Annotated in this window: 21 protein-coding genes; 8 read left to right on the top strand and 13 right to left on the bottom strand. The window is 69.4% G+C overall.

Features of this window, described 5'->3' with window-relative positions:
- Positions 1-27 precede the first annotated feature (27 nt).
- From cobT to KF889_23595, 3 genes are all read left to right on the top strand, one after another.
- Positions 28-1890 carry a cobaltochelatase subunit CobT gene (gene cobT, locus KF889_23605; GenBank protein ID MBX3502441.1) on the top strand — a complete coding sequence of 621 codons (1863 nt, stop codon included), beginning with the start codon at positions 28-30 and terminating at the stop codon, positions 1888-1890.
- Between the two features lie 125 nt (positions 1891-2015).
- Positions 2016-3344, top strand: coding sequence for a hypothetical protein (locus KF889_23600; GenBank protein ID MBX3502440.1), 1329 nt, complete (start codon positions 2016-2018; stop codon positions 3342-3344).
- The gene (locus tag KF889_23595) at positions 3308-4006 is read left to right on the top strand and encodes a fused MFS/spermidine synthase (GenBank protein ID MBX3502439.1); all 699 of its coding nucleotides are present in this window, start codon (positions 3308-3310) and stop codon (positions 4004-4006) included. The genes KF889_23600 and KF889_23595 overlap by 37 nt, the downstream gene beginning before the upstream one ends.
- Positions 4007-4009: 3 nt before the next feature.
- Here KF889_23595 and KF889_23590 read toward each other — a convergent pair whose 3' ends face one another.
- Both KF889_23590 and KF889_23585 read right to left on the bottom strand, forming a co-directional pair.
- The gene (locus KF889_23590) at positions 4010-4573 is read right to left on the bottom strand and encodes an AAA family ATPase (protein ID MBX3502438.1); all 564 of its coding nucleotides are present in this window, start codon (positions 4571-4573) and stop codon (positions 4010-4012) included.
- A complete protein-coding gene (locus KF889_23585) occupies positions 4573-5367 on the bottom strand; it encodes a dienelactone hydrolase family protein (GenBank protein MBX3502437.1) in 795 nt (264 codons plus the stop codon). Before KF889_23585 ends, KF889_23590 begins: the two co-directional genes overlap by 1 nt.
- Before the next feature lie 81 nt (positions 5368-5448).
- Between KF889_23585 and KF889_23580 the strand changes: the two genes are divergently transcribed.
- Positions 5449-6483: an esterase-like activity of phytase family protein gene (locus KF889_23580; GenBank protein ID MBX3502436.1), complete on the top strand. Its 1035-nt coding sequence runs from the start codon at positions 5449-5451 to the stop codon at positions 6481-6483.
- 187 nt (positions 6484-6670) lie between these two features.
- Positions 6671-8761 (top strand): fused MFS/spermidine synthase, encoded by a 2091-nt coding sequence (locus tag KF889_23575; GenBank protein ID MBX3502435.1) that lies wholly within the window; start codon positions 6671-6673, stop codon positions 8759-8761.
- Between the two features lie 204 nt (positions 8762-8965).
- Here the strand turns inward: KF889_23575 and rpmB are convergent, their stop codons facing one another.
- The 10 genes from rpmB to KF889_23525 form a co-directional block, all read right to left on the bottom strand.
- A complete protein-coding gene (gene rpmB, locus KF889_23570) occupies positions 8966-9271 on the bottom strand; it encodes a 50S ribosomal protein L28 (protein ID MBX3502434.1) in 306 nt (101 codons plus the stop codon).
- A 121-nt stretch (positions 9272-9392) separates the two neighbouring features.
- Entirely contained in the window at positions 9393-9938 is a 546-nt protein-coding gene (locus KF889_23565) for a GNAT family N-acetyltransferase (protein ID MBX3502433.1), read from the bottom strand.
- Positions 9939-9940: 2 nt separating this feature from the next.
- Positions 9941-10495 carry a YcgN family cysteine cluster protein gene (locus tag KF889_23560; protein MBX3502432.1) on the bottom strand — a complete coding sequence of 185 codons (555 nt, stop codon included), beginning with the start codon at positions 10493-10495 and terminating at the stop codon, positions 9941-9943.
- Complete coding sequence (meaB, locus tag KF889_23555) at positions 10492-11490, bottom strand: methylmalonyl Co-A mutase-associated GTPase MeaB (protein ID MBX3502431.1); 999 nt, start codon at positions 11488-11490, stop codon at positions 10492-10494. The genes KF889_23560 and meaB overlap by 4 nt, the downstream gene beginning before the upstream one ends.
- Positions 11491-11603: 113 nt before the next feature.
- The gene (locus KF889_23550) at positions 11604-12776 is read right to left on the bottom strand and encodes an MFS transporter (protein MBX3502430.1); all 1173 of its coding nucleotides are present in this window, start codon (positions 12774-12776) and stop codon (positions 11604-11606) included.
- A gap of 34 nt (positions 12777-12810) precedes the next feature.
- On the bottom strand, positions 12811-13041 hold the full coding sequence (locus KF889_23545; GenBank protein ID MBX3502429.1) for a DUF86 domain-containing protein: 231 nt from the start codon (positions 13039-13041) through the stop codon (positions 12811-12813).
- Between the two features lie 120 nt (positions 13042-13161).
- The gene (locus tag KF889_23540) at positions 13162-13461 is read right to left on the bottom strand and encodes a nucleotidyltransferase domain-containing protein (GenBank protein ID MBX3502428.1); all 300 of its coding nucleotides are present in this window, start codon (positions 13459-13461) and stop codon (positions 13162-13164) included.
- 116 nt (positions 13462-13577) lie between these two features.
- A complete protein-coding gene (locus tag KF889_23535; GenBank protein MBX3502427.1) occupies positions 13578-13823 on the bottom strand; it encodes a DUF86 domain-containing protein in 246 nt (81 codons plus the stop codon).
- Positions 13824-13931: 108 nt separating this feature from the next.
- Positions 13932-14228, bottom strand: a complete 297-nt coding sequence (locus KF889_23530; GenBank protein ID MBX3502426.1) for a nucleotidyltransferase domain-containing protein — start codon at positions 14226-14228, stop codon at positions 13932-13934.
- A 40-nt stretch (positions 14229-14268) separates the two neighbouring features.
- On the bottom strand, positions 14269-16134 hold the full coding sequence (locus KF889_23525) for an ABC transporter ATP-binding protein/permease (GenBank protein MBX3502425.1): 1866 nt from the start codon (positions 16132-16134) through the stop codon (positions 14269-14271).
- A gap of 125 nt (positions 16135-16259) precedes the next feature.
- On the opposite strand from KF889_23525, the gene KF889_23520 reads away from it, so the two are divergent.
- On the top strand, positions 16260-17132 hold the full coding sequence (locus KF889_23520) for a DUF3108 domain-containing protein (GenBank protein ID MBX3502424.1): 873 nt from the start codon (positions 16260-16262) through the stop codon (positions 17130-17132).
- Positions 17133-17265: 133 nt separating this feature from the next.
- Here the strand turns inward: KF889_23520 and scpA are convergent, their stop codons facing one another.
- The gene (gene scpA, locus KF889_23515) at positions 17266-19422 is read right to left on the bottom strand and encodes a methylmalonyl-CoA mutase (GenBank protein ID MBX3502423.1); all 2157 of its coding nucleotides are present in this window, start codon (positions 19420-19422) and stop codon (positions 17266-17268) included.
- 149 nt (positions 19423-19571) lie between these two features.
- Here scpA and KF889_23510 point away from each other — a divergent pair, with 149 nt between their 5' ends.
- Positions 19572-20546 (top strand): tripartite tricarboxylate transporter substrate binding protein, encoded by a 975-nt coding sequence (locus KF889_23510; GenBank protein MBX3502422.1) that lies wholly within the window; start codon positions 19572-19574, stop codon positions 20544-20546.
- 7 nt (positions 20547-20553) lie between these two features.
- On the top strand, positions 20554-21501 hold the full coding sequence (locus KF889_23505) for an alpha/beta hydrolase (GenBank protein ID MBX3502421.1): 948 nt from the start codon (positions 20554-20556) through the stop codon (positions 21499-21501).
- Positions 21502-21543 lie beyond the last annotated feature (42 nt).

Raw genomic sequence — 21543 nt, 5'->3', positions numbered from 1 at the left:
GAATTCCGGCGGCTGACGTCGGCGACCATGCGCGCCATCTCGCGCAAGGACGTCAACGTCACTTTCGTGCCCGACGGCGGCACCGCCATGGGCAACGAGGCGCGCATCACCGTGCCGGCGCGCGACCTGCCGGCCGAGGATGTGGCGCGCGCCCGTGGCGAGGCCGATTCGATGGCGCTGAAGATGCGCCATCACGATCGCAAGCTGCATCTGCGCCGCATGCCCAGTGGCGAGGCGGCGCGCGCCGTCTACGACGTGGTCGAGCAGGTGCGCGTCGAATCGCTGGGCGCGCGCAAGATGCCCGGCGTGGCGCAGAACCTCGACCAGCTGTGGACCGAGCGCTGCGAGCAGCGCGGCTATCGCCGCGTGCGCTCGAAGGACGACGCGCCTTTCGCCGAGGTCGTCGGCCTGATGGTGCGCGAGAAGCTGATGGGCACGCCGATGCCCGAGGCGGCGCGCGACATGGTCGAGCTGTTCCGCGACGAGATCGAGAAATCCGCCGGCAAGGATTTCGAGCGCCTGGCCGAGACCACGACCAACCAGGACAATTTCTCGCGCGCGCTGCGTCGCCTGATCCGCGACCTGCACTTGAGCGACGACGCGATGGACCTCGAGGACGAGTCCAACGAGGACCAGGACCAGAGCGAGAATCCCGACGGCGAAAGCAACGAGACCGGCGAGGACGGCCAGGACTCCTCGGAGACGCACGGCTACGGCGCCACCGGCGAGGAGACCGACGACACCCAGGACCAGGACGACAGCTCGGAGACCACCGCCGACCAGGCGCAGACCGAGATGCAGATGGGCTCGGGCGACGAGGACGAGCCGGGCCGCGCCGAGCGTCCGTGGCTGCCGCCGGGCGCGCTCAGCAACGAGCCGCACGGCCAGCAGTACCACGCCTACACCAACAAGTTCGACGAGGTGGTCGATGCGCCCGATCTGTGCGACGCCGATGAGCTGGCGCGCCTGCGCCAGCACCTCGACCAGCAGCTCTCGCACCTGCAGGGCGTGATCGGCAAGCTGGCCAACCGCCTGCAGCGCCGGCTGATGGCGCAGCAGAACCGCTCCTGGGAGTTCGACCTCGACGAGGGCATGCTCGACGGCGCGCGGCTGGCGCGCATCGTCGCCAACCCGACGCAGCCGCTGTCCTACAAGCAGGAGAAGGACACCAATTTCCGCGACACCGTGGTGTCGCTGCTGATCGACAATTCCGGCTCGATGCGGGGACGGCCGATCACGGTGGCGGCGATGAGCGCCGATATCCTGGCGCGCACGCTGGAGCGCTGCGGCGTGAAGGTCGAGCTGCTGGGCTTCACGACGCGCGCCTGGAAGGGCGGCCAGAGCCGCGAGCAGTGGCTCGCCGCCGGCAAGCCGGCAAACCCGGGCCGCCTCAACGACCTGCGCCACATCGTCTACAAGAGCGCCGACGCGCCGTGGCGCCGCGCGCGCAAGAACCTCGGCCTGATGCTGCGCGAGGGCATCCTCAAGGAGAACATCGACGGCGAGGCGCTGCTGTGGGCGCACAACCGCCTGATCCCGCGCACCGAGGAACGCAAGATCCTCATGGTGATCTCCGACGGCGCGCCGGTCGACGATTCGACCCTGTCGGTCAACCCCGGCAACTATCTCGAACGCCACCTGCGCGACGTGATCGACTGGATCGAGCTGCGCTCGCCGGTCGAGCTGGTGGCCATCGGCATCGGCCACGACGTTACCCGCTACTACAAGCGCGCCGTCACCATCGTCGACGCCGACCAGCTCGGCGGCACGATGATGGAGCAGCTCGCCTCGCTGTTCGACGAGGAAGGCGACGCGCGCACCGCCGACGCCTCGCGCCGCGCCGGCCGCAAGATCAGCGCCGCCATCTCCGCCGGGTCGCGCCGGCACTGAGTGTCATCCCGAGCGCAGCGAGGGATCCAGGCTACTCTGGATCCCTCGCTGCGCTCGGGACGGCAGGCGTGCTAGAATCGCCGTCCCTCTGAGCCGGTTCCCGCCGGCCAACGAATCGGCGAACCATGCCGCTGCACGCCGCCGCGATCTTCCTCGGCTCGTTCCTGCTGTTCCTCGTCCAGCCGCTGGTGGCGCGGCAGATGCTGCCGTGGTTCGGCGGCGCCGCCTCGGTGTGGACCGTGTGCATGGTCTTCTTCCAGGTGGCGCTGCTGGCGGGCTACGCCTATGCCCATCTCGTCATCCGCCATCTCGCGCCCCGGCCGCGCGCCGTGCTGCACCTGGCACTGCTGACGCTCAGCCTGCTGTGGCTGCCGATCTCCGCCGACGCCTCGTGGAAGCCCTCGGGCGAGGACGCACCGGCGCCACGCATCCTGCTCTTCCTGCTCGCCACCATCGGCCTGCCCTTCGCGCTGCTGGCGGCCAACGGGCCGCTGGCCCAGGCCTGGTTCGCGCGCGCGAGGCCCGGCGTCAGCCCCTATCGGCTCTTCGCGCTCTCCAACCTCGCCTCGCTGCTGGCGCTGCTCGGCTATCCCGTGCTGCTCGAGCCGTGGCTCGCCACCGCCGGACAGGTCTGGGTCTGGTCCGGCCTGTACATGGTCTTCGCCGTCGTGCTCGCCGTCACCGCCTCGCTCGACGCGCGGCTGCCGGCGGCCGACGCCAAAGGCGCCACCAAAACCAGTAGCGCGCCGCCGCCGGGCGCGCGCGACTACCTGGTGTGGACCGGGCTGGCCGCCCTGGGCTCCGTCCTGCTGCTGGCGGTCACCAACCACCTGACCCAGGACGTCGCCTCGTTCCCGCTGCTGTGGGTCGTGCCGCTGGCGCTTTACCTCGTCAGCTTCATCCTCTGCTTCGAGCGCGAGCGCGCCTATCGTCTGCCGCTTTACGCCATCCTGTTCATCGCGGTCGTCGTCTGCTTCGCCCTCGCCCGCGGCGTGCCCGGCCTGAAGGACAGCCTGCCGGCGCAGCTCGTCGTCTCGGCCGGCCTGGTCTTCGTCGGCTGCATGATCTGCCACGGCGAGCTGGCGCAGATGCGCCCGGCGCCGCGCCATCTCACCGGCTTCTATCTCACCGTCGCCGCCGGCGGCGCGCTGGGCGGCCTGCTGGTCGGCGTCGCAGCACCGCTGCTGCTGCCCAACTACTTCGAGCTCGACGTCGCGCTCGCCGCCCTGGTCGGCCTGATCCTGCTGCGCATCCGCGCCGGCAGGCCGGCCTCGCCGGTCTTCACCGCCGTCGCGCTGGGCGGGCCCCTGCTGCTTCTCGGCGCCCAGTTCTTCAGGGAGCACGCCGAGTCGGTGGTCTCCAGCCGCAATTTCTACGGCGTGCTGCGCCTGCTCGAGGTCGGCGCGAGCGCCAGATCGTGCACGGCACCATCATCCACGGCCGCCAGTTCCTGAGCCCCGGGCGCCGCCGCGAGGCCGCCGGCTATTACCGACGCGAGGGCGGCGGCGGCCGCGCCGTCGAGGCGCGGATGGAACACGGTCCCGCGCGCATCGGCGTGGTCGGGCTGGGCGCCGGCGCGCTCGCAGCCTATGGCCGCGACGGCGACACGATGCGCTTCTACGAGATCAACCCCGCCGTGATCGCCATGGCGAGGCGCGACTTCACCTATCTCGGCGACAGCAGGGCCGCCATCGAGACGGTGCTGGGCGACGCAAGGCTGGTGCTGGAGCGCGAGCCGCCGCAGCGCTACGACGTGCTGGCGATCGACGCGTTCTCCGGCGACGCGATCCCGGTGCACCTGCTGACCCTGGAGGCGCTCGACGTCTATCTGCGTCACCTCGCGCCTGAGGGCATCCTGGCCTTCCATGTCAGCAACAAGTTCCTGGTCCTGCCGCCGGTGGTGGGTGCACTCGCCAGGGCGCGCGGCCTGCAGGCGCGCTATGTCGGCGACCGCGATCCGGTGAGCGGCGCGGCGATCAGCGAATGGGTGCTGCTGTCGCGCAAGCCCGCGCCGCTGGCCCACGCCCGCATCGCGCCCGCCTCGAGCGAGGCGCCGGCCCGCGGCCCCGCCTGGACCGACGACTTCGCCGCGCCGCTGCTGGCGCTGAAGTGGTAGCCCTCAGAGATCGAAGCGCTCGCGGATCAGCTCGGCGCACGCGCTGGGCGGCATCGCCGCCGTGTCCACTTCGAGATCGTAGACGATCCCGCGATGGACGCGATCATGCTGCCAGCGCGCCAGGCCGATCTGCCGATCGCCGCGCGCACGCTCCCTGGCTTCGAGCACGTCGAGCGGCGCGAACAGCCCGACCAGGCGCAGGTCGACATCCTTCAGCAGGTCACGGTACTGCCGCACCGGGGCGGCGTCGAGCATCACCTCGTCGACGATGAGATCGTTGCCCTGCGCCGCCAGCGCGGCGATGGCGTGACGCATGCCCAGCATGGCACGCTCGAGCACGGGGCCGCCCTTGATGGCGATGACCGGCAGTCCGTCATGCTCCGCCCGCTCGAACACCAGGCCGTCGGGATGATCGAGCATGGCCGCAGGCAGCATCTCCAGGAACGCGTCCATGGCGACATGCAGGAACGGCCTGGTGGCGATCGCCTGGAGCGCGCGGGCCGTGGCGCTTTTGCCCACGCTGCCGACGCCGTTCAGGATGACGACCCGCGCTCGCGCCCGCGCCATCACTTCTCCGGCCGTCCCAGCTGCGAGACGAAGAACGCCACGGTGGCGTTCCACGCCACCTGGGCGTCGAGCTTGGCGTAGGCCTTGGCCAGCGGGTTGGCGAAGTTGCGGCCCGCCGGATAGTGGTGGACCTGGGTCAGCTTCGAGCCGATGCGGCGGAAGCGGTTCTCCATCTCGTAGCGCCAGGCCGGCCCGGCGACATCGTCGCGATCGCCGAAATGGGCGATGACGTGGTTGGGGTAGCGCTTGGCGTCCTCCTCGCTGAACTGCACGCGGCCGTAGAAGAACGCCATCGGGTGGATCAGGGTCTGCCGCGCCGCCGCCAGCGACCAGGCGCAGGACGGGCCGAAGGCGACCAGTCCCAGCCTGCGGTCGATGAAGTCGCGCGAGCGCAGCCAGTCCGCCCACATGGCGATGGCCTTGATCGCCGCGTCCTCGGCGATCGCCGTGCGCGCCAGCTCGGCCGCCTCGAGGTCGGTGCCGGCGGTCTTGCCGCGGAACAGATCGACGACCAGGGCGACATAGCCCTCGAAGGCCAGCGCGTCGGCGTAGACCTGCATCTGCGGCGTCACGCCGAAGCCGTCATGCACCAGCACGATGCCCGGTGCCGGCTTGGCCGGCAGCCTGGTCGGCGTCAGCTTGCCGGTGAACTCGCCGTGGCCGGGCACCGTGATCACGGCGGCATCCTCGGCCAGGGGCTGGCGGCGCCCCTGCGCCAGCACGGCGGGGGCCACGGCGGCCGCCGCGAGGCCGCCCAGCAGGCCGCGCCGGGCCATCCGTCGTCGTTCCGTCATGGGCGCGATTCTAGGCGTGGATTGATGGCCTCGCCATGGCACAATCGAGCCGTCCGTCTTGTCCTCCGAGACCCCAACCGCATGGTTCCGTCCCGCATCCGCGACATCGCGACCGGCTTGCCGGCGCTGGTCGTGGCTCTGTGGCTGGCGACTGCCTGCTCGACGGCCGCACGCGAGCCGGCGCCGGCCGTGGCGATCGAGATCGAGGCGCACGCCATCCCGCTCAACGTCGATGAGCCCACCGTCACCGAGGTGGGCAAGCTGCGCTGGCGTGGCGGGCTCGTGCTGACCTCGCCGGAGCCGCGTTTCGGTGGCTGGTCCGACCTCTGGATCGGCCAGGATGGCCGTGCCCTGCGCAGCGTCTCCGACGAAGGCTCATGGCTCGCCGCGACATTACGCTACGACAAGAGGGGCCACCTGGTCGGCGTCGCGTCGGGCATGGTCGGCTCGTTGCGCGGCGAGGACGGCCGGCTGCTGGCCGGAAAGCTCGCGACCGACGCCGAGGGCCTGGCGCGGCTGCCCGACGGCGGCTGGCTGGTGAGCTTCGAGCGCGACCACCGCGTGATGCACTACCCGCCCGGCGAGGAGAGCGCCGGCCAGGGATTGGCCGGCCGGTCGCGCCGCCTGACCACGCCGCCGGAGTTCCGCTGGCAGCCGGTGAATGGCGGCGTCGAGGCGATGGCGGTGCTGCCCGATCGCCGCACCGTGCTGCTCAGCGAGGCCGCGAGCGAACGGCCGGGGACAGTGGTCGGCTGGCTCGTCGACGCCAGCGCGACCTGGCACAAATTCCACTATCAGACGCGCGACGCCGATCATCGACCGACGTCGATGGCGCTGCTGCCCGACGGCGACCTGGTAGTGCTGGAACGCGCCTTCGATTTCGCGCGCGGCGCGCGCGTCGCGGTCAAGCGCCTGACGGTCGCCGACCTGCGGCCCAACACCGTAGTGCGCGGCGAGGAGCTGGCATGGCTGCGCCACCCGTTTTCGGTCGACAATCTCGAAGGCGTCGCCGCCGTTCACGGGCCGCGCGGCGGGACGCTGCTGTGGCTGCTGTCGGACAACAACTTCAACCCCCTGCAGCGCACCATCCTGCTGCATTTCGAGCTGACGCCGTGAGGCCAGCGCGCACCTCGCCTTCTCGCGGAGCGGGAAGTCGCCCGAAGGACGCAAGACGGCCGCGGGCGCGCGCCGCGCTTGCTCTCTCGGGCAGGGCGATCGCTTCCTTCTCCCCGCCTTCGCGGGGAGAAGGGCAGAACGCCATCTGCGGTCGCGCTGCCTGTCGCGGAAAGACTGGAGCCCGCCCATGACCCGCGTCCTCGCCGCCGGCGCGGTCATGCTGGGCGCCCTGCTGCTGTTCCTGGTGCAGCCGATCGTCGGTCGTCTGCTCCTGCCGCGCTTCGGTGGCGGATCGGCGATCTGGAGCGCCTGCCTGGTGTTCTTCCAGGTGATGTTGCTGCTGGGCTATGCCTACGCCGCCTTCGTCACGACGAAGTTCGGCTGGCGCAGGCAGCGCTGGCTGCACGCCGCCCTGGTCCTCGCCAGCCTCGCTGCGCTGCCGCTGGGCCTGAGCGGCAATTTCTCGGCCGACGGCACGATCGATCCGGCGCTCGGCATCCTGATCACCCTGGCGCTGGGCATCGGCCCCCCTTACGCCATCCTCGCCTCGACCAGCCCGCTGGTGCAGGGCTGGCTGGCGCGCGCCGGCGCCGCGCCGTGGCGGCTGTTCGCGCTGTCCAACGCCGCCTCGCTGGCGGCGCTGGTCGCCTATCCCTTCGTCATCGAGCCGGCGCTGGGACTGCAGGCGCAGACCTGGGTCTGGTCCGCCTGCTACGCCCTCTACGCTACCCTGATCCTCGCCTTCACCTGGCGCATCGTGCGGGCCGACGACATCGAGCCGGCCCCCGCGGCGCCGGCCAAGGACATGGGCATCGACACCGCGCCGTCGCCGCTGTGGATGATCGTGGTGCTGGCGGCGATCCCTTCGGCCCTGCTGGTCGCGGTCACCGAGTTCCTCACCCGGGACGTGGCGCCGGTGCCGATGCTGTGGATCCCGCCGCTGGCCGTCTATCTGCTGACCTTCGTGGCGTGGTTCGACGGCAGGTTGGGCTATGTGCGGCCGATGTGGCTGATCGCCGCCGCGTTGGCGACCGGTGCCATGGCGTGGACGCTGATCACCGACCCGTTCGGCTTCAAGCTCAAGCCCAACCTGCTGGTCTTCGTCGGCGGCTTGTTCATGGTCTGCCTGTTCTGCCACGGCGAGGTGTCGGCGCGACGGCCCGCCCCGTCGAAGCTCGGCCCCTACTACCTGGCGATGGCCCTGGGCGGCGCACTCGGCGGCCTGGCGATCGGCCTCGTGGCGCCGGTGGCGCTTCACGACCAGTACGATCTGGGCATCGTGCTGGCGCTGGTGGCCGTGCCGATGGCGCTCGCCATCCCGCGCCTCGAGTCGCGCATCATGGCCTGGTGGCGCTGGCGGCGCGGCAGGCCCATCGGCGCCGCCGAGTGGCTCGAGACCGCCGCGCTGCGCGGCATGGCCGCGGCGCTCGTCGTGCTGGTGTTCGGCAGCGGCGCCCTCGCGGTGTGGGATCGCTACGAGACCGACCGCTCGCGCACCGTCTCGGTGCAGCGCAATTTCTACGGCGTGCTGCGCGTCACCGAGAGCAACAAGGACACGCAGGACCACTCGCGCTCGCTGGTGCATGGCGCAATCCTGCACGGCTTCCAGATGATGGCGATCGAGCGCCAGCTGCAGGCCACCGGCTATTACCGCGAGGAATCCGGCATCGGCCGCGTGCTGCGCTCGCTGTCCGCGGCGCCACGGCGCATCGGCGTCGTCGGCCTGGGCAGCGGCGTGATGGCGGCCCACGGCCGCGCCGGCGACATCGTGCGCTTCTACGATATCGATCCCGTCGTGCCGATCGTGGCACGGCGCGACTTCACCTTCGTCAACCGCACGCCGGCCGTGGTCGAGATCGTGCCCGGCGACGCGCGCATCCGGCTCGAGCGCGAAGAGCCGCAGGAGTACGGCCTGCTCGCCATCGACGCCTTCAGCGGCGACGCGATCCCCATCCACCTGCTGACCATCGAAGCCTTCGACATCTACATGAAGCACGTCGCGCGCAACGGCGCGCTCGTGGTGCATGTCAGCAACAAGTTCTTCGACCTGGCGCCGCTGGTGGTGAACGCGGCCCAGCGGCGCGGCCTGTACGCCGTGCTGGCGCGCGACCTCGATACCAGCGGCTTCATCGTCAGCGACTGGATGGTGATCACGCGCGATCCGGCGCTGATCGATTCACCCATCCTCAAGCCCATCATCACGCCGGTGACTCCGCAGCCGCATTGGGGCGTGTGGACCGACGACCGGTCCAGCATCCTGCCGCTGATCAAGTGGTGAGCGGAAGCACGCCATCCGCCAGAGCCACGTGCGGCCAACAAGCGCAAATATCATCGCGAGATCAGCCAGGCATCCAGGCAGCTTCCCTGGTTCCCTCGCTGCGCTCGGGATGGCAGGGTGAATCTGATTCTGCGCGCGGCGCGTTGGCCAACAAAAAAAGGCCCGCTCGCGCGGGCCTCGTTCGTTCGATGCTGAATCTTGCGATCAGGCGGCAGCCTTGGCTTCCTTGCGGGCCTTAGCGGCGACGACGCGGCGCTTCAGCGCCTTCATCTCGTCGGAGAGCTTGGAGTTGCCGGTGCCCAGCAGGTAGGAATCGAGCCCGCCATTGTGCTCCAGGGTGCGGATGGCGCGCGGGGTCAGTCGCAGGCGCACGCTGTGGCCCAGGATGTCCGACAGCACCGAGGTGTCCTGCAGGTTGGGCAGGAAGCGCCGCTTGGTCTTGTTGTTGGCGTGGCTGACGATGTTGCCGACCTGGACGCTCTTGCCGGAGAGCTCGCAACGACGGGTCATGATACGGGTCCCGAAAAACGAAGAACCGGCCCGAGGGGCCGGCGTGCGGGCGGACTTGTACGCAACCGGGCCGGCGCGGTCAAGCAGCACCCGCCGGAGACGAAAATCCATTGAAAATCAGTCAGGTAGGCGCCACCAGGCGATACAGCACGTGGCGCCGCAGGCGATGGCCTTCGGGCAGCGCCGGGTGGTCGAAGTCGTCGGCCGGCTCGTGTCGCATGCCGAGCCGCGCCATCACGCGGCGCGAGGGGTGGTTGTCGACCGCGGTAAAGGAGACGATCTGCGGCAGCTTCAGGGTAGCGAATCCGAAGGTCAGCGCAGCACGGGCGCCTTCGGTGGCGTAGCCCTTGCCCCAGGATTCCCGAGCCAGCCGCCAGCCGATCTCGACGCAGGGCATGAAGTGGGCCTCGAAGCGCGGCACGTTCAGTCCGATGAAGCCGGCGAAGGGCGTCACACCCGGCACCTCGACCGCCCAATTGCCGAAGCCGCGTGTCGCCAGGTGCTCACGCGCCCGGCCGACCATGGCGTCGCTCTCGGCCCGGCTGAGCGTTGCCGGAAAGTGGCGCATGACCTCGGCATCGGCGTTCATCGCCGCGAAGGGCGCGAGATCCTCATCCCGCCACGGCCGCAGGATCAGCCGCTCGGTGACCAGCACCGGGTCCGCCATGGTCACATCCAGTCGTCGAGCACGTGGTCGCGATGATCCTTGACCTCCAGCTCGGAGATCACCTTGTCGCGCGCCGAGATTCCGGCTTCGTGCACGGTCTCGGGATCGCCCGAGACCAGCGGATGCCACCAGTAGAGATCCTTGCCCTGCAGCACGAGGCGATAGGCGCAGGTCTGCGGCAGCCAGTCCATCTCGGCGACCACGCCGGGCGTGAGCTGGATGCAGTCCGGCACCACCTGCTTGCGATTGGGATAGTCCTTGCAGGCGCAGGTGTGGGTGTCGAGCATCTGGCAGCAGACATTGGTCTGCACCACCTCGGTGGTGCCCTCCCACTCGAGCTTGTGCACGCAGCATTTACCGCAGCCGTCGCACAGCGACTCCCACTCGCGCAGACTCATCTGCGAGAGCGTCTTGCGCCGCCAGAACGGCAGCGCCTCGCCCGCCACCTTGGCGCGGTCGACCTTCCTGCCGCGCGTGCCGTTGGCCTTCACGCCCAGCTTGCGCGCGATGCTCTTGGCGACCGCCTTGCGGCCCTGGGTGATGGTGCGCTTCTTCATCGGCCGAGGAATGCCTCGAGCAGGCGGCGCGCGGCGGCCGAGGGCGTGAGCGCGCCGCGCTCGACTTCGCGCTCCAGCGGCGCCACCTGGCGCTTCACGTCGGGATGGGTGCGCAACGCGCTCATCAGCGTCTCGCCGACCTCGTTCCACAGCCAGGCCCGCGCCTGGGTCGCGCGGCGCCTCGCGATGCCGGGCTCACCGACGGCAGCGCGGAAGCGGCCGACGGCCTGCCATACTTCGGCGACGCCGGTGCCCTGGACCGCCGAGCAGGTGCGCACCTCGGGCGTCCATTGCGCCGTGGCGGGATGCAGCAGGCGCAGCGCATTGGCGTAGTCGGCGGCGGCGCGGTTGGCGGCCGCCTTGAGCTCGCCGTCGGCCTTGTTGACCACCAGCAGGTCGGCGAGTTCGACCACGCCCTTCTTGATGCCCTGCAGGTCGTCGCCACCGGCCGGCGGCAGCAGCAGCACGAACATGTCGACCATGTCGGAAACCGCCGTCTCCGACTGGCCCACACCCACCGTCTCGACGATCACGACGTCGTAGCCGGCAGCCTCGACCAGCAGCATCGCCTCGCGCGTGCGCCGCGCCACGCCGCCCAGGGTCGTGCCGGCGGGCGACGGGCGGATGAAGGCGTTCGCGTCGCGCGACAGCTTCTCCATGCGCGTCTTGTCGCCCAGGATCGAGCCGCCGGTGCGCTTCGACGAGGGATCGACCGCCAGCACCGCGACGCGACGGCCCTGCCCGATCAGCTCGAGCCCGAAGCGCTCGATGAAGGTCGACTTGCCGACGCCGGGGATGCCGGTGATGCCCAGCCGCGTCGAGCGGCCGGTGCGCGGCAGCAGCGCGGCCAGCAACGCATCGGCGCGCCGGCGATGGTCCTCGCGCGTCGATTCGACCAGCGTGATGGCGCGCGCCAGCGCCCGGCGATCGCCGGCGAGCAGCGGGGCATGCAGCGGATCGTCGGGGGCCTGCGAGCGCGAGGCGGCGGCGGTCATGGCTGCGGTCTAGCCGATGGCGCCCGAAAAGTCAGTAACGCGGCGGCAGGCGCCGCTCCCGGAAAGCGCCACCTCGGGCATGCGCCGCCCGAGCGCCGCGAGGTCCACCGGGCTCACGCGCGATACCGCCTCATGGCCACCATGGCCAGCGCGCAGAGCGCATAGGCCACGGCGAGCGACCAGCCCAGGCCGCGGCCGCCGAAGATGTCCATCGCAGCACCACTGATCGGCGGGCCGACCAGGCTGCCCACGGTGTAGATCATCACGAAGGCGGCGTTGGCGCGCGCCATGTCGCCGGCGGCGAAGCGCTGGCCCAGGATGGTGAGGCCCACCGTGTAGATGCCGAAGGAGGCGCCGCCCCAGATCACCAGCAGCGGCCACACCGTCCACGGCGACGCGCCGAGGAACGGCAGGATGGCGGAAGCCGCCACGCTGGACAGCACGCAGGCCAGCATCACGCCCAGGCGCGGCAGCCGGTCGGCGAGCCAGCCGATCGGCATCTGCAGCACCAGGTTGCCGATCACGAACGCCGTCTGCCACAGCGTCGCCCCCTTGGCGTCGACGCCGATCTCGACGCCGTAGACCGGCAGGAAGGTGAAGACCACCGTCTCACCCGTGCCCGCGGCCAGCGCCGCCAGCATCGCCACGGGCGCGATCCACACCGTGTCCATCAGGCGCCCGCCCGCCTCCGGCTCGATGCGCGGCGCGCCGCGCGCGGCCAGCAACGGCAGGCCGACGGCCAGCGTCAGCACGGCACAGGCGACGAACGGCGCCGCGCCGGTCACGCCGACGACCTGCAGCACCAGCGGCCCGGCGGCCAGGCCGCCGGCGATCAACGTGGAATAGAGCGCCAGGGCGCGGGCGCGCCTGCGCTCCTCGACCACGAGATTGATCCAGATCTCGGTCACCAGCCACGGGATGCCGACCGCCGCGCCCTGCACGAAGCGCAGCGCCGACCACAGGATCAGGATCGCCCAGACCGGCAGATCGAGCGTGAAAGCCTGCACCAGCTGGATCACCGCCGAACCGATCAGCGCGATCCAGATCAGGGTCACCGCGCCGACGCGCTCGGCCCAGCGCGGAATGTAGGCGCCGAACACCAGCAGCCCGACCGACCACAGCGCGCCGCTCAGCCCGATGGTGGTGCGGTCGACGCCGCGTTCCTCCAGCGCCAGCGGCACGATGGGGATCGACGTGCCCATCATGACGCCGGCGCCGAAGATCGCGACGTAGACAGGCCACAGCGCCGAAGCGCCGGCCTGCGAGGGTGGTGCGGCCGAGGCCATGACAGGGACCGGTCCGGGAAGCGGGACCGCGTGTCTAGCCGGTCTCGTCGAGGCCGCGCAATAGTGCGTCAACCGCCAGATGCAACGCCGAGACATCCCCAACCAGGATTTCCCAGAGTCTGTTCTGGTCGACTCGATCGTAGGCGTGCCGCAGCACATTCCCGAGATCGGCGACACGACGCCACGGAATCTCGGGCCTCCTCCCAATCATGTGCGCGGGCAATCGACGAACGGCTTCTGAAAATTCTTTCCAGCCTGCGCTCAACGATGTCCTGCAGATCCTCGTCGGCAAGATACTTGTCGCGCACCGTATCGGCCGACAGCCGTTCCAGGCGCGCCAGGTCCCGCCGCAGGCCAAGCAGCGTCGCGCGGTGGTCCCGATCGTTCATCCGAAGATCGTCACTGAGTCCCGTGCAACCCGGACGGCAACGGCCTGCGGCAGTTCCTGGGGCTCGCAGACCTGCGCATGGCGACCGAAGGCGTCCTCGATATCGTGCTGGATGCCGATACGGTCCAGCAGCGAAAAGCGAGCGTCGGGTGAAACCTCGATCATGACGTCGATATCGCTGGCGGGGCGTTCCTCGCCGCGCGCCACTGATCCGAACAAGGCAAGCCTTACCACGCCCATGTCGCGCAGCGCGGGCTCCCTCCTTCTCAGAAAGTCGATCACCTCGTCCTTCAGCATCGGACCCTCCGGCCGCGCTCCTACCACAACGGGCAAGCCGTCAGTCGCCCGCGCGCCCGGCCCGGTGCCGAGTACTGGCACTGGACATCGACAGACCACGCAAGCGACGCCAGTACTCAGTCCGGTTCGCCCAAACTCCGCAGCAACTGTTCAGCCGCAACTGCCAAAGCCGGCAGATCGAGCATCGCGATCTGCCAAATCTCAGGATCGATGACCTCGCCGTACTTGTGACGCAGCACGTTGCCTACCATGGCAATGTCTCGCCAAGGCAGATCTGGTCGGCGAACCTTGAGTTCGTCGGCGACCCGCCGACTTGCCTCGGAAACTATCTCGATCTCTCGTTCGACAGCGGCCTGCAACATGCGATCGGCGATGAACTCCTCGAGCGACCGTCCAGCCACCCCAGCTTGCCACAAGCGAGCATGACCTCAGGATATCGCGCAAGGGCCCGCGCGAATCCCGTTGCGGCATCAGAATACGTCCACGCTGTCCGGAAGTATGCGTCCCAGCGACTGCGAAGGGAGCAGGTCACGGCGCACGACATCGACGGCACAGCCCAGGGAGTCGGTCAACGCGTTGACCACCCCGGCTCGATCCAGCAGTGAGAACTTCGCCGATGCATCGACGTCGATCAGCACATCAACGTCGCTGTCGGTTCGCGATTCATCGCGGGCAACCGAGCCGAACAGCACAAGATGCCTCACGCCGCGCGCCCGCAATGCGGGCTCAGCCGCCTTCAGGCGATTGATGGCCTCGTCGCGTCTCATCGCATCCGCTCCGGTCAGCCTTATACCACGGCATCGTCCGTCAGTCGCCCGCGCGCAGTCGGCCTTCGGAGCGCAGCGATGGTGCCTGCGGAGTCTCGGCCAGCGCCTCTTCGGCGGCTTCGGCCTGGCGGCGCCACATGTCGGCATAGACGCCGTTCCTGACCATCAGCGCCGTGTGCGTGCCGCGTTCGGCGACGCGGCCCTGGACGAGCACGACGATCTCGTCGGCGTCGACCACGGTCGACAGGCGATGGGCGATGACGATGGTGGTGCGCCCGCGCGAGACCTCGCGCAGCGACTGGGCGATCTCCTGCTCGGTGCGCGTGTCGAGCGCGCTGGTCGCCTCGTCGAACAGCAGGATACGCGGATCCTTCAGGATCGTGCGCGCGATGGCGACGCGCTGCTTCTCGCCGCCCGACAGCTTCAGCCCGCGCTCGCCGACCATGGTGTCGTAGCCCTCGGGCAGGCTGGTGATGAAGTCGTGGATGCGCGCCAGCTTCGCGGCCTCTTCGATCTGCGCGCGTGTCGCCTCGGGACGGCCGTAGCAGATGTTGTAGTAGATGGTGTCGTTGAACAGCACCGTGTCCTGCGGCACGATGCCGATGGCGGCGCGCAGGCTGGCCTGGCTGACGTCGCGGATGTCCTGGCCGTCGATGCTGACCCTGCCGCCGGCGACGTCGTAGAAGCGATAGAGGATGCGCGACACCGTCGACTTGCCGGCGCCCGACGGACCGACGATCGCCACTGTGTGGCCGGCCGGCACGCTGAGCGTCACGTCGTGCAGGATCTGGCGGTTGGCCTCGTAGCGGAAATCGACGTGCTCGAAGCGCACTGCCCCCGGCCCGGGCGCGAGCGTCGGCGCGCCGGGCCTGTCGGCTACCTCGATGTCGGCCTGCAGCAGGCCGAACATCTTCTCCATGTTGACCAGGCCGGTGCGGATCTCGCGATAGACGAAGCCGAGGAAGTTCAGCGGCTGGTACAGCTGGATCAGGAAGGCGTTGACCGCGACGAAGTCGCCAATCGTCATCCTGCCGTTGATCACCTCCTGACCGGCCATCGCCATGACAATCACCAGGCCGGTCGAGATGATGAAGCCCTGGCCGACGTTGAGGATGGAGAGCGACACGCGGCTCTTCACGGCGGCGCGCTCGTAGGCCTTGCGCGCCACGTCGAAGCGCGCCGCCTCGTGCTTCTCGTTGCCGAAGTACTTCACCGTCTCGTAGTTCAGCAGCGAGTCGATGGCCTTCGCATTGGCTTCGGTGTCGCTTTCGTTCATGCGCCGCACCAGCGAGGTGCGCCATTCCGAGAGCTTGATGGTGAACAGGATGTAGCCGGCGATCGCCGCCATGGTGACGGCGGCGAAGCGCCAGTCGTACAGCCACCACATGATCCCGGCGACCAGGAGGATCTCCAGGATCGTCGGGATGATGTTGAAGGTCATGAAGTTGATCAGGAAGTCCATCGCCTGCGTGCCGCGCTCGATGACGCGCGACAGGCCCCCGGTGCGGCGCTCCAGATGGAAGCGCAGCGCGAGCTTGTGCATGTGCTCGAAGGTGGTGAGCGCCAGCGAGCGCACGGCGCGCTGCGCCACCTTGGCGAAGATCGCGTCGCGCATCTCGCCGAAGGCCTGCGCCGCCACCCGCGCGACGCCATAGGCGACCAGCAGCACGATCGGCACCGCGACGACCTGCGCGCGCTGATCCGACAGCGAATCGACGGCGTACTTGTAGAGAAGCGGGACGTTGACATTGACCAGCTTCGCCAGCACCAGCAGGACACCGGCGGTAACGACTCTCAGCCGCAATTCCACCGCATTGCGTGGCCAGAGGTGGGGCAGAAGGATGCGCACCACCCGCCAGGCATGGGCGGCCTTGATGTTGGGCAGAGGGGAGTCGGGCGACGACATATGATGACTGATACCGATGCTGGACGACGCGGAACGGACGGGATATGCCGCGCGGCGGCCCCCATACCGCGAATCCGGCCCAAAGTCTTGCAGGGAGCCGCTGGAGCAGCCTGATGGGAATGGACATGAGAGCGATCGGACGCGCTGGCAAGGGCCGCAGGATACTGGCTGCCCTGACCTTGGCGGCCGCCCTGGGCGGGACCGCCGCCCAGGCGCAGGGGCCGCGAGCCAATACCGCGCCGCCGCAGAGCAAGGTCATCGTGCTGGAGTACGAGGTCCACGTCATCGGGCTCAGGACCCTGACGGTCGATACCATCACCCGCATCGACGGCTCGCGCTACCAGCTCGACATGAGCGTGCGCAACGAAGGCGTGCTGCGGGCCCTGACGGCCGCGTTCGGCTCGCGCAACCAGGCCATCGGCACGCTCGGCCCCGCCGGCGTGACGCCAGGCACCGCCTATACCGGCATCGCCGTGGGCCGCGACTTCAAGCGCAGCTGGATCGTGCGCTATTTGCCCGACGGCTCGCTCGACGAGAGGCACACCAATCTCGACCAGCCGGAGCACTTCAAGCCCACGCCGGCGCAGAAGAAGGGCGCGGTCGATCCGGCGACCGGCCTGATCGTCGCCGCCTTCAGCCCGGGCGGTCCGTGCAACCGCACCATCAAGATGTTCGACAGCAAGAGGCGCTTCGACCTGGTCGCCGGCCCGGCCACGAAGCAGGTGCTGCCTGACGGCTTCACCACGCTATTCTCGGGCGAGACCAACACCTGCGAGATGCGGATGAAGAAGATCGCCGGCTACGGCGACGGCAATCCCAAGGACCAGGCCACCGACGACGATCCGATCCGGGTCTGGCTGGGCAGGCTGGACGACAGCGGCATCGAGTTCCCGGTGCGGGTCACGCTGTCGACCGGCTGGGGCACGCTGGTCGGCCGCCTGAAGAAGCGCGAGATCCGCGCCTTCCGGCCCGAGGACTACCAGGCGATGAACCGCTGAGGTCTTCCTCCCTCTCCCCGTCTACGGGGAGAGGGTTGGGGTGAGGGGTTGCACCAAGTGGCGCACCTTCGCCGTGCGCAACCGGCAACAGCCCCTCACCCCGACCCTCTCCCCGCTCGCGGAGAGAGGGAGATCATTCCGCCGCGATGCGGCCGGGCTTGCCGATCAGTTCCAGGATCTCGTGCGCGGCCCTGGGGATGTTGGTCCCCGGGCCGTAGATGCCCGACACGCCGGCGCTGCGCAGGAAGTCGTAATCCTGCGCCGGGATCACGCCGCCGCAGACCACCAGGATGTCCTCGCCGCCCTGGGCACGCAGGTGCCTGATCAGCTCGGGCACCAGCGTCTTGTGGCCGGCGGCCTGCGAGGACACGCCGACGACGTGCACGTCGTTCTCGATCGCCTGGCGCGCGGCCTCCTCCGGCGTCTGGAAGAGCGGGCCGATATCGACGTCGAAGCCGAGATCGGCGAAGGCCGTGGCGATCACCTTGGCGCCGCGGTCGTGGCCGTCCTGGCCCATCTTGCAGACCATCATGCGCGGACGACGGCCCTCGGCCTCGGCGAAAGCCGCGATCTCGTGCTGGATGCGCTGATAGCCCTCGTCGCCTTCCCAGCCCTGGTTGTAGACGCCGGCGATCGAGCGGATCACCGCATTGTGGCGCGTGAAGACCGTCTCCATCGCGTCCGAGATCTCGCCCACCGTGGCGCGCGCGCGCGTCGCCTCGATGGCCAGCGCCAGCAGGTTGCCTGACCCATCGGCGGCGGCCGCCGTCAGCGCATCGAGCGCCGCCTTGACCTTGGCCGCGTCGCGCCTGGACTTGATCGTGTTGAGCCGCGTGACCTGCGCGTCGCGCACCGCGGCGTTGTCGACGTCGAGAATGTCGACCGGGTCTTCCTGCTTCAGCTTGTACTTGTTGACGCCGACGATCACCTCGTCGCCGCGATCGACGCGCGCCTGGCGCCGCGCCGCGGCCTCCTCGATGCGCAGCTTGGGCATGCCGGCCTCGACCGCCCTGGTCATGCCGCCCATCGCCTCGACCTCGGCGATCAGCTTGCGCGCCTCCGCCACCATGCTGGCGGTCAGGCTCTCGAGGTAATAGCTGCCGGCCAGCGGATCGACGACGTTGGTGACGCCGGTCTCGTGCTGGATGATCAGCTGCGTGTTGCGCGCGATGCGGGCGGAGGTCACCGACGGCAGCGCGATCGCCTCGTCGAAGGCATTGGTGTGCAGCGACTGCGTGCCGCCCAGCACCGCCGCCAGCGCCTCGATCGCCGTGCGCACCACGTTGTTGTAGGGGTCCTGCTCGGTGAGCGACACGCCCGACGTCTGGCAATGCGTGCGCAGCGCCAGGCTGTCGCTCTTCTTGGGATTGAACGGCGCGATCAGCTCGGCCCACAGGAAGCGGGCGGCGCGCATCTTGGCGATCTCCATGAAGAAGTTCATGCCGATCGCCCAGAAGAAGCTCAGCCGCGGCGCGAAGGCGTCGATGTCCAGGCCCTTGCCCAGGGCGGCGCGCACGTACTCCAGACCATCCGCCAAGGTGAACGCCAGCTCCTGCACCTGCGTCGCACCGGCTTCCTGCATGTGGTAGCCGGAAATCGAGATCGAGTTGAACTTCGGCATGTTCTTTGCCGTGTACTCGATGATGTCGGCGACGATCCGCATGCTCGGGCCGGGCGGATAGATGTAGGTGTTGCGGACCATGAACTCCTTGAGGATGTCGTTCTGGATGGTGCCGCTGAGCTTGTCCTGGCTCACCCCCTGCTCTTCCGCCGCGACGATGTAGCCGGCGAGCACCGGCAGCACCGCGCCGTTCATGGTCATCGACACGCTCATCCTGTCGAGCGGGATGCCGTCGAACAGAATCTTCATGTCCTCGACCGAATCGATCGCCACGCCGGCCTTGCCGACATCGCCCACGACGCGCGGATGGTCGCTGTCGTAGCCGCGATGGGTGGCGAGGTCGAAGGCCACCGAGACGCCCTGCTGGCCGGCGGCGAGGTTGGCGCGATAGAAGCGGTTGCTTTCCTCCGCCGTCGAGAAGCCGGCGTACTGGCGCACCGTCCACGGGCGGCCGGCATACATCGTCGCCTTGGGCCCGCGCAGGAAGGGCGGCATGCCCGGCATGGTGTCGAGCGTCTCGAGGCCCTCGAGATCGGCCGCGGTGTAGAGCGGCTTCACCGCGATGCCCTCGGGCGTCATCCAGTCGAGCGACGCCAGCGGACGCTCCTTCAGCTCGCGCGCGGCAAGCTTGCTCCAGTCCTCGAGGGTCTTCTTCGGAAAATCGGCCATCGTCCTGCCCTGCGGGTCCTGCCTGCGGCACGCCCTGCGGCCGGTCTTAGCGCATGCGCCCGTTGCAGGCAAAGCCGGTCGCCGCACCTTCCGCCGTATGGCGAAAACAGGCACAGTCGCGCCGCATGCAAGAAACGTGGGAGCGGACCATGAGGATCACAAGGCGTGGGGCGCTGGCCGGCATGGCCGGCCTGGCCGCCCTGCCCGCGCCGGCGCTGGCGCAGACCTTCCCCAGCCGCACCATGACCCTGGTGGTGCCCTTCCCGGCCGGCGGACCGGCGGATGTCTTCGGCCGGCTGCTGGCCCGGGGCATGTCGGAGCGGCTGGGCCAGAGCGTCGTGGTCGAGAACAAGACCGGGGTGGCCGGCGTCACCGGCGTCGATTTCGTCGCCAAGTCGGCGCCTGACGGCCATGTGTTCGGGCTCGGCAGCCCGAGCGCGCTGACCCTGATGCCGCAGCTGCTGGCGACCATCCCCTACAACGTCGCAAGGGACCTCGCGCCGATCACCCTGGTGACGCGCGTGCAGGAGGTGCTGGGCGTGCATCCCGGCCAGGGCGTCAATACGATGGCCGAGCTGGTGGCCAAGGCCAAGGCGGCGCCGGGCAAGATCAATTACGGCTCGGCCGGGCTGGGCGGCATCACCCACCTCGCCGGCGAGTTGTTCAAGCGCGAGGCCGGCATCGACATCGTCCACGTGCCCTATCGCGGCGCCGCGCCGGCGATCGTCGATTTGCTGGCCGGCCGCGTGCAGATGGCGATCCTCGATATCACCGCGATGCTGGCACACTTCCGCAGCGGCGCGCTGAAACCGCTGATGATGACCAGCGCCAAGCGCTCGCCGCTGCTGCCCGATGTGCCCAGCGCCGTCGAGGCCGGCTTCCCCAAGGTGATCTCCGACAACTGGTACGCGCTGCTCACGCCATCGGGCGTTCCCGCGGCGGCGCGCGCGCGGCTCAACGCCGCCGCCGTCGACACGCTGAAGCAGAAGGCGGTCATCGACGCCTTCGCCGCCCAGGGCGGCATCGTCGATCCGGGCACGTCCGAGATCGCCATCGCCCATATCGCCGAGGAACGCGCCCGCTGGAGCGCGATCATCAAGGCCGCCAACATCAAGATCGACTAGGACCCTCATGCTCGACGCCGAAGTCCGCCTCTTCCTCGACCTGCTGGAGAAGGCGACCGCCGCCGGTCGCCCCAAGCTCAGCGACCTGCCGGTCTCGGTGGGCCGGCCCGCCGTCGATCGCATGTCCTGCGAGGGCGAGGCCGATCCGCCCGACGTCGCGCGCGTGCTCGACGGCACGCTGCCGGGACCGGCCGGCGCGATCGCCTGGCGCCGCTACTGGCCGATGCATGTCGAGGAGAAGACGATCCCGTCGCTGGTCTACTATCACGGCGGCGGCTTCGTGATCGGCAACATCGAGACGCACGACTCGACCTGCCGGCGGCTGGCCAACAAGAGCCGCTGCCAGGTGATCTCGATCGACTACCGCCTAGCGCCGGAGCACCGCTTCCCGGCGCCGGTCGATGACGCGCTGGCGGCGTTCCGCCACATCAGGGACAACGCCGCCGGCTTCGACACCAGTGCCGATCGCATCGCCGTCGGTGGCGATTCCGCCGGCGGTAATCTCGCCGCCGTCGTGTGCCAGCAGACGAAGTGGTCGGGCGAGGCCATGCCGGCCTTCCAGATGCTGATCTATCCCGCCACCGACAGCGTCGGCCACGCCGAGGCGCGGCGGGCCAGGGGCGAGGGCTATTTCCTCACCCAGGAGCTGATGGACTGGTTCTTCGGCCACTATGCGCCGCCGGGCATCGATCAGCGCGATCCCAGGATGTCGCCGCTGCTGGCCGAGGACCTGTCCGGCCTGCCACCGGCCTATGTCCTGACCGCCGGCTACGATCCACTGCGCGACGAGGGCCTGGCCTATGCCACGAAGCTGCGGGCGGCGGGCGTGCGCACCGTCTACAGCCAGTTTCCCGGCACCATCCATGGCTTCTTCTCGCTGACCCGATTCCTCAGGCAAGGCCTGGTTGCCAACGACGAGGCGGCGGGCGTGATGGCGGCCTTCTTCGGCCGCTAAAGCGCGGGGATGGGCGGCACCGTTCCTGCGTATCCATCGACG

The sequence above is a fragment of the Alphaproteobacteria bacterium genome, from assembly GCA_019635875.1.
In the GTDB taxonomy this organism is placed as follows: domain Bacteria; phylum Pseudomonadota; class Alphaproteobacteria; order Reyranellales; family Reyranellaceae; genus JAFAZJ01.
This window is presented reverse-complemented; position numbering and strand designations above follow the sequence as displayed.

Excerpts from the sequence above, each read along its gene's own strand:
- cobT (MBX3502441.1), top strand. The coding sequence starts at position 28 with ATGCGCGCCATCTCGCGCAAGGACGTCAACGTCACTTTCGTGCCCGAC.
- KF889_23600 (MBX3502440.1), top strand. The coding sequence starts at position 2,016 with ATGCCGCTGCACGCCGCCGCGATCTTCCTCGGCTCGTTCCTGCTGTTC.
- KF889_23590 (MBX3502438.1), bottom strand. The coding sequence starts at position 4,573 with ATGGCGCGGGCGCGAGCGCGGGTCGTCATCCTGAACGGCGTCGGCAGC.
- KF889_23585 (MBX3502437.1), bottom strand. The coding sequence starts at position 5,367 with ATGACGGAACGACGACGGATGGCCCGGCGCGGCCTGCTGGGCGGCCTC.
- KF889_23580 (MBX3502436.1), top strand. The coding sequence starts at position 5,449 with ATGGTTCCGTCCCGCATCCGCGACATCGCGACCGGCTTGCCGGCGCTG.
- KF889_23575 (MBX3502435.1), top strand. The coding sequence starts at position 6,671 with ATGACCCGCGTCCTCGCCGCCGGCGCGGTCATGCTGGGCGCCCTGCTG.
- rpmB (MBX3502434.1), bottom strand. The coding sequence starts at position 9,271 with ATGACCCGTCGTTGCGAGCTCTCCGGCAAGAGCGTCCAGGTCGGCAAC.
- KF889_23565 (MBX3502433.1), bottom strand. The coding sequence starts at position 9,938 with ATGGCGGACCCGGTGCTGGTCACCGAGCGGCTGATCCTGCGGCCGTGG.
- KF889_23560 (MBX3502432.1), bottom strand. The coding sequence starts at position 10,495 with ATGAAGAAGCGCACCATCACCCAGGGCCGCAAGGCGGTCGCCAAGAGC.
- meaB (MBX3502431.1), bottom strand. The coding sequence starts at position 11,490 with ATGACCGCCGCCGCCTCGCGCTCGCAGGCCCCCGACGATCCGCTGCAT.
- KF889_23550 (MBX3502430.1), bottom strand. The coding sequence starts at position 12,776 with ATGGCCTCGGCCGCACCACCCTCGCAGGCCGGCGCTTCGGCGCTGTGG.
- KF889_23540 (MBX3502428.1), bottom strand. The coding sequence starts at position 13,461 with ATGCTGAAGGACGAGGTGATCGACTTTCTGAGAAGGAGGGAGCCCGCG.
- KF889_23535 (MBX3502427.1), bottom strand. The coding sequence starts at position 13,823 with ATGTTGCAGGCCGCTGTCGAACGAGAGATCGAGATAGTTTCCGAGGCA.
- KF889_23530 (MBX3502426.1), bottom strand. The coding sequence starts at position 14,228 with ATGAGACGCGACGAGGCCATCAATCGCCTGAAGGCGGCTGAGCCCGCA.
- KF889_23525 (MBX3502425.1), bottom strand. The coding sequence starts at position 16,134 with ATGTCGTCGCCCGACTCCCCTCTGCCCAACATCAAGGCCGCCCATGCC.
- KF889_23520 (MBX3502424.1), top strand. The coding sequence starts at position 16,260 with ATGAGAGCGATCGGACGCGCTGGCAAGGGCCGCAGGATACTGGCTGCC.
- scpA (MBX3502423.1), bottom strand. The coding sequence starts at position 19,422 with ATGGCCGATTTTCCGAAGAAGACCCTCGAGGACTGGAGCAAGCTTGCC.
- KF889_23510 (MBX3502422.1), top strand. The coding sequence starts at position 19,572 with ATGAGGATCACAAGGCGTGGGGCGCTGGCCGGCATGGCCGGCCTGGCC.
- KF889_23505 (MBX3502421.1), top strand. The coding sequence starts at position 20,554 with ATGCTCGACGCCGAAGTCCGCCTCTTCCTCGACCTGCTGGAGAAGGCG.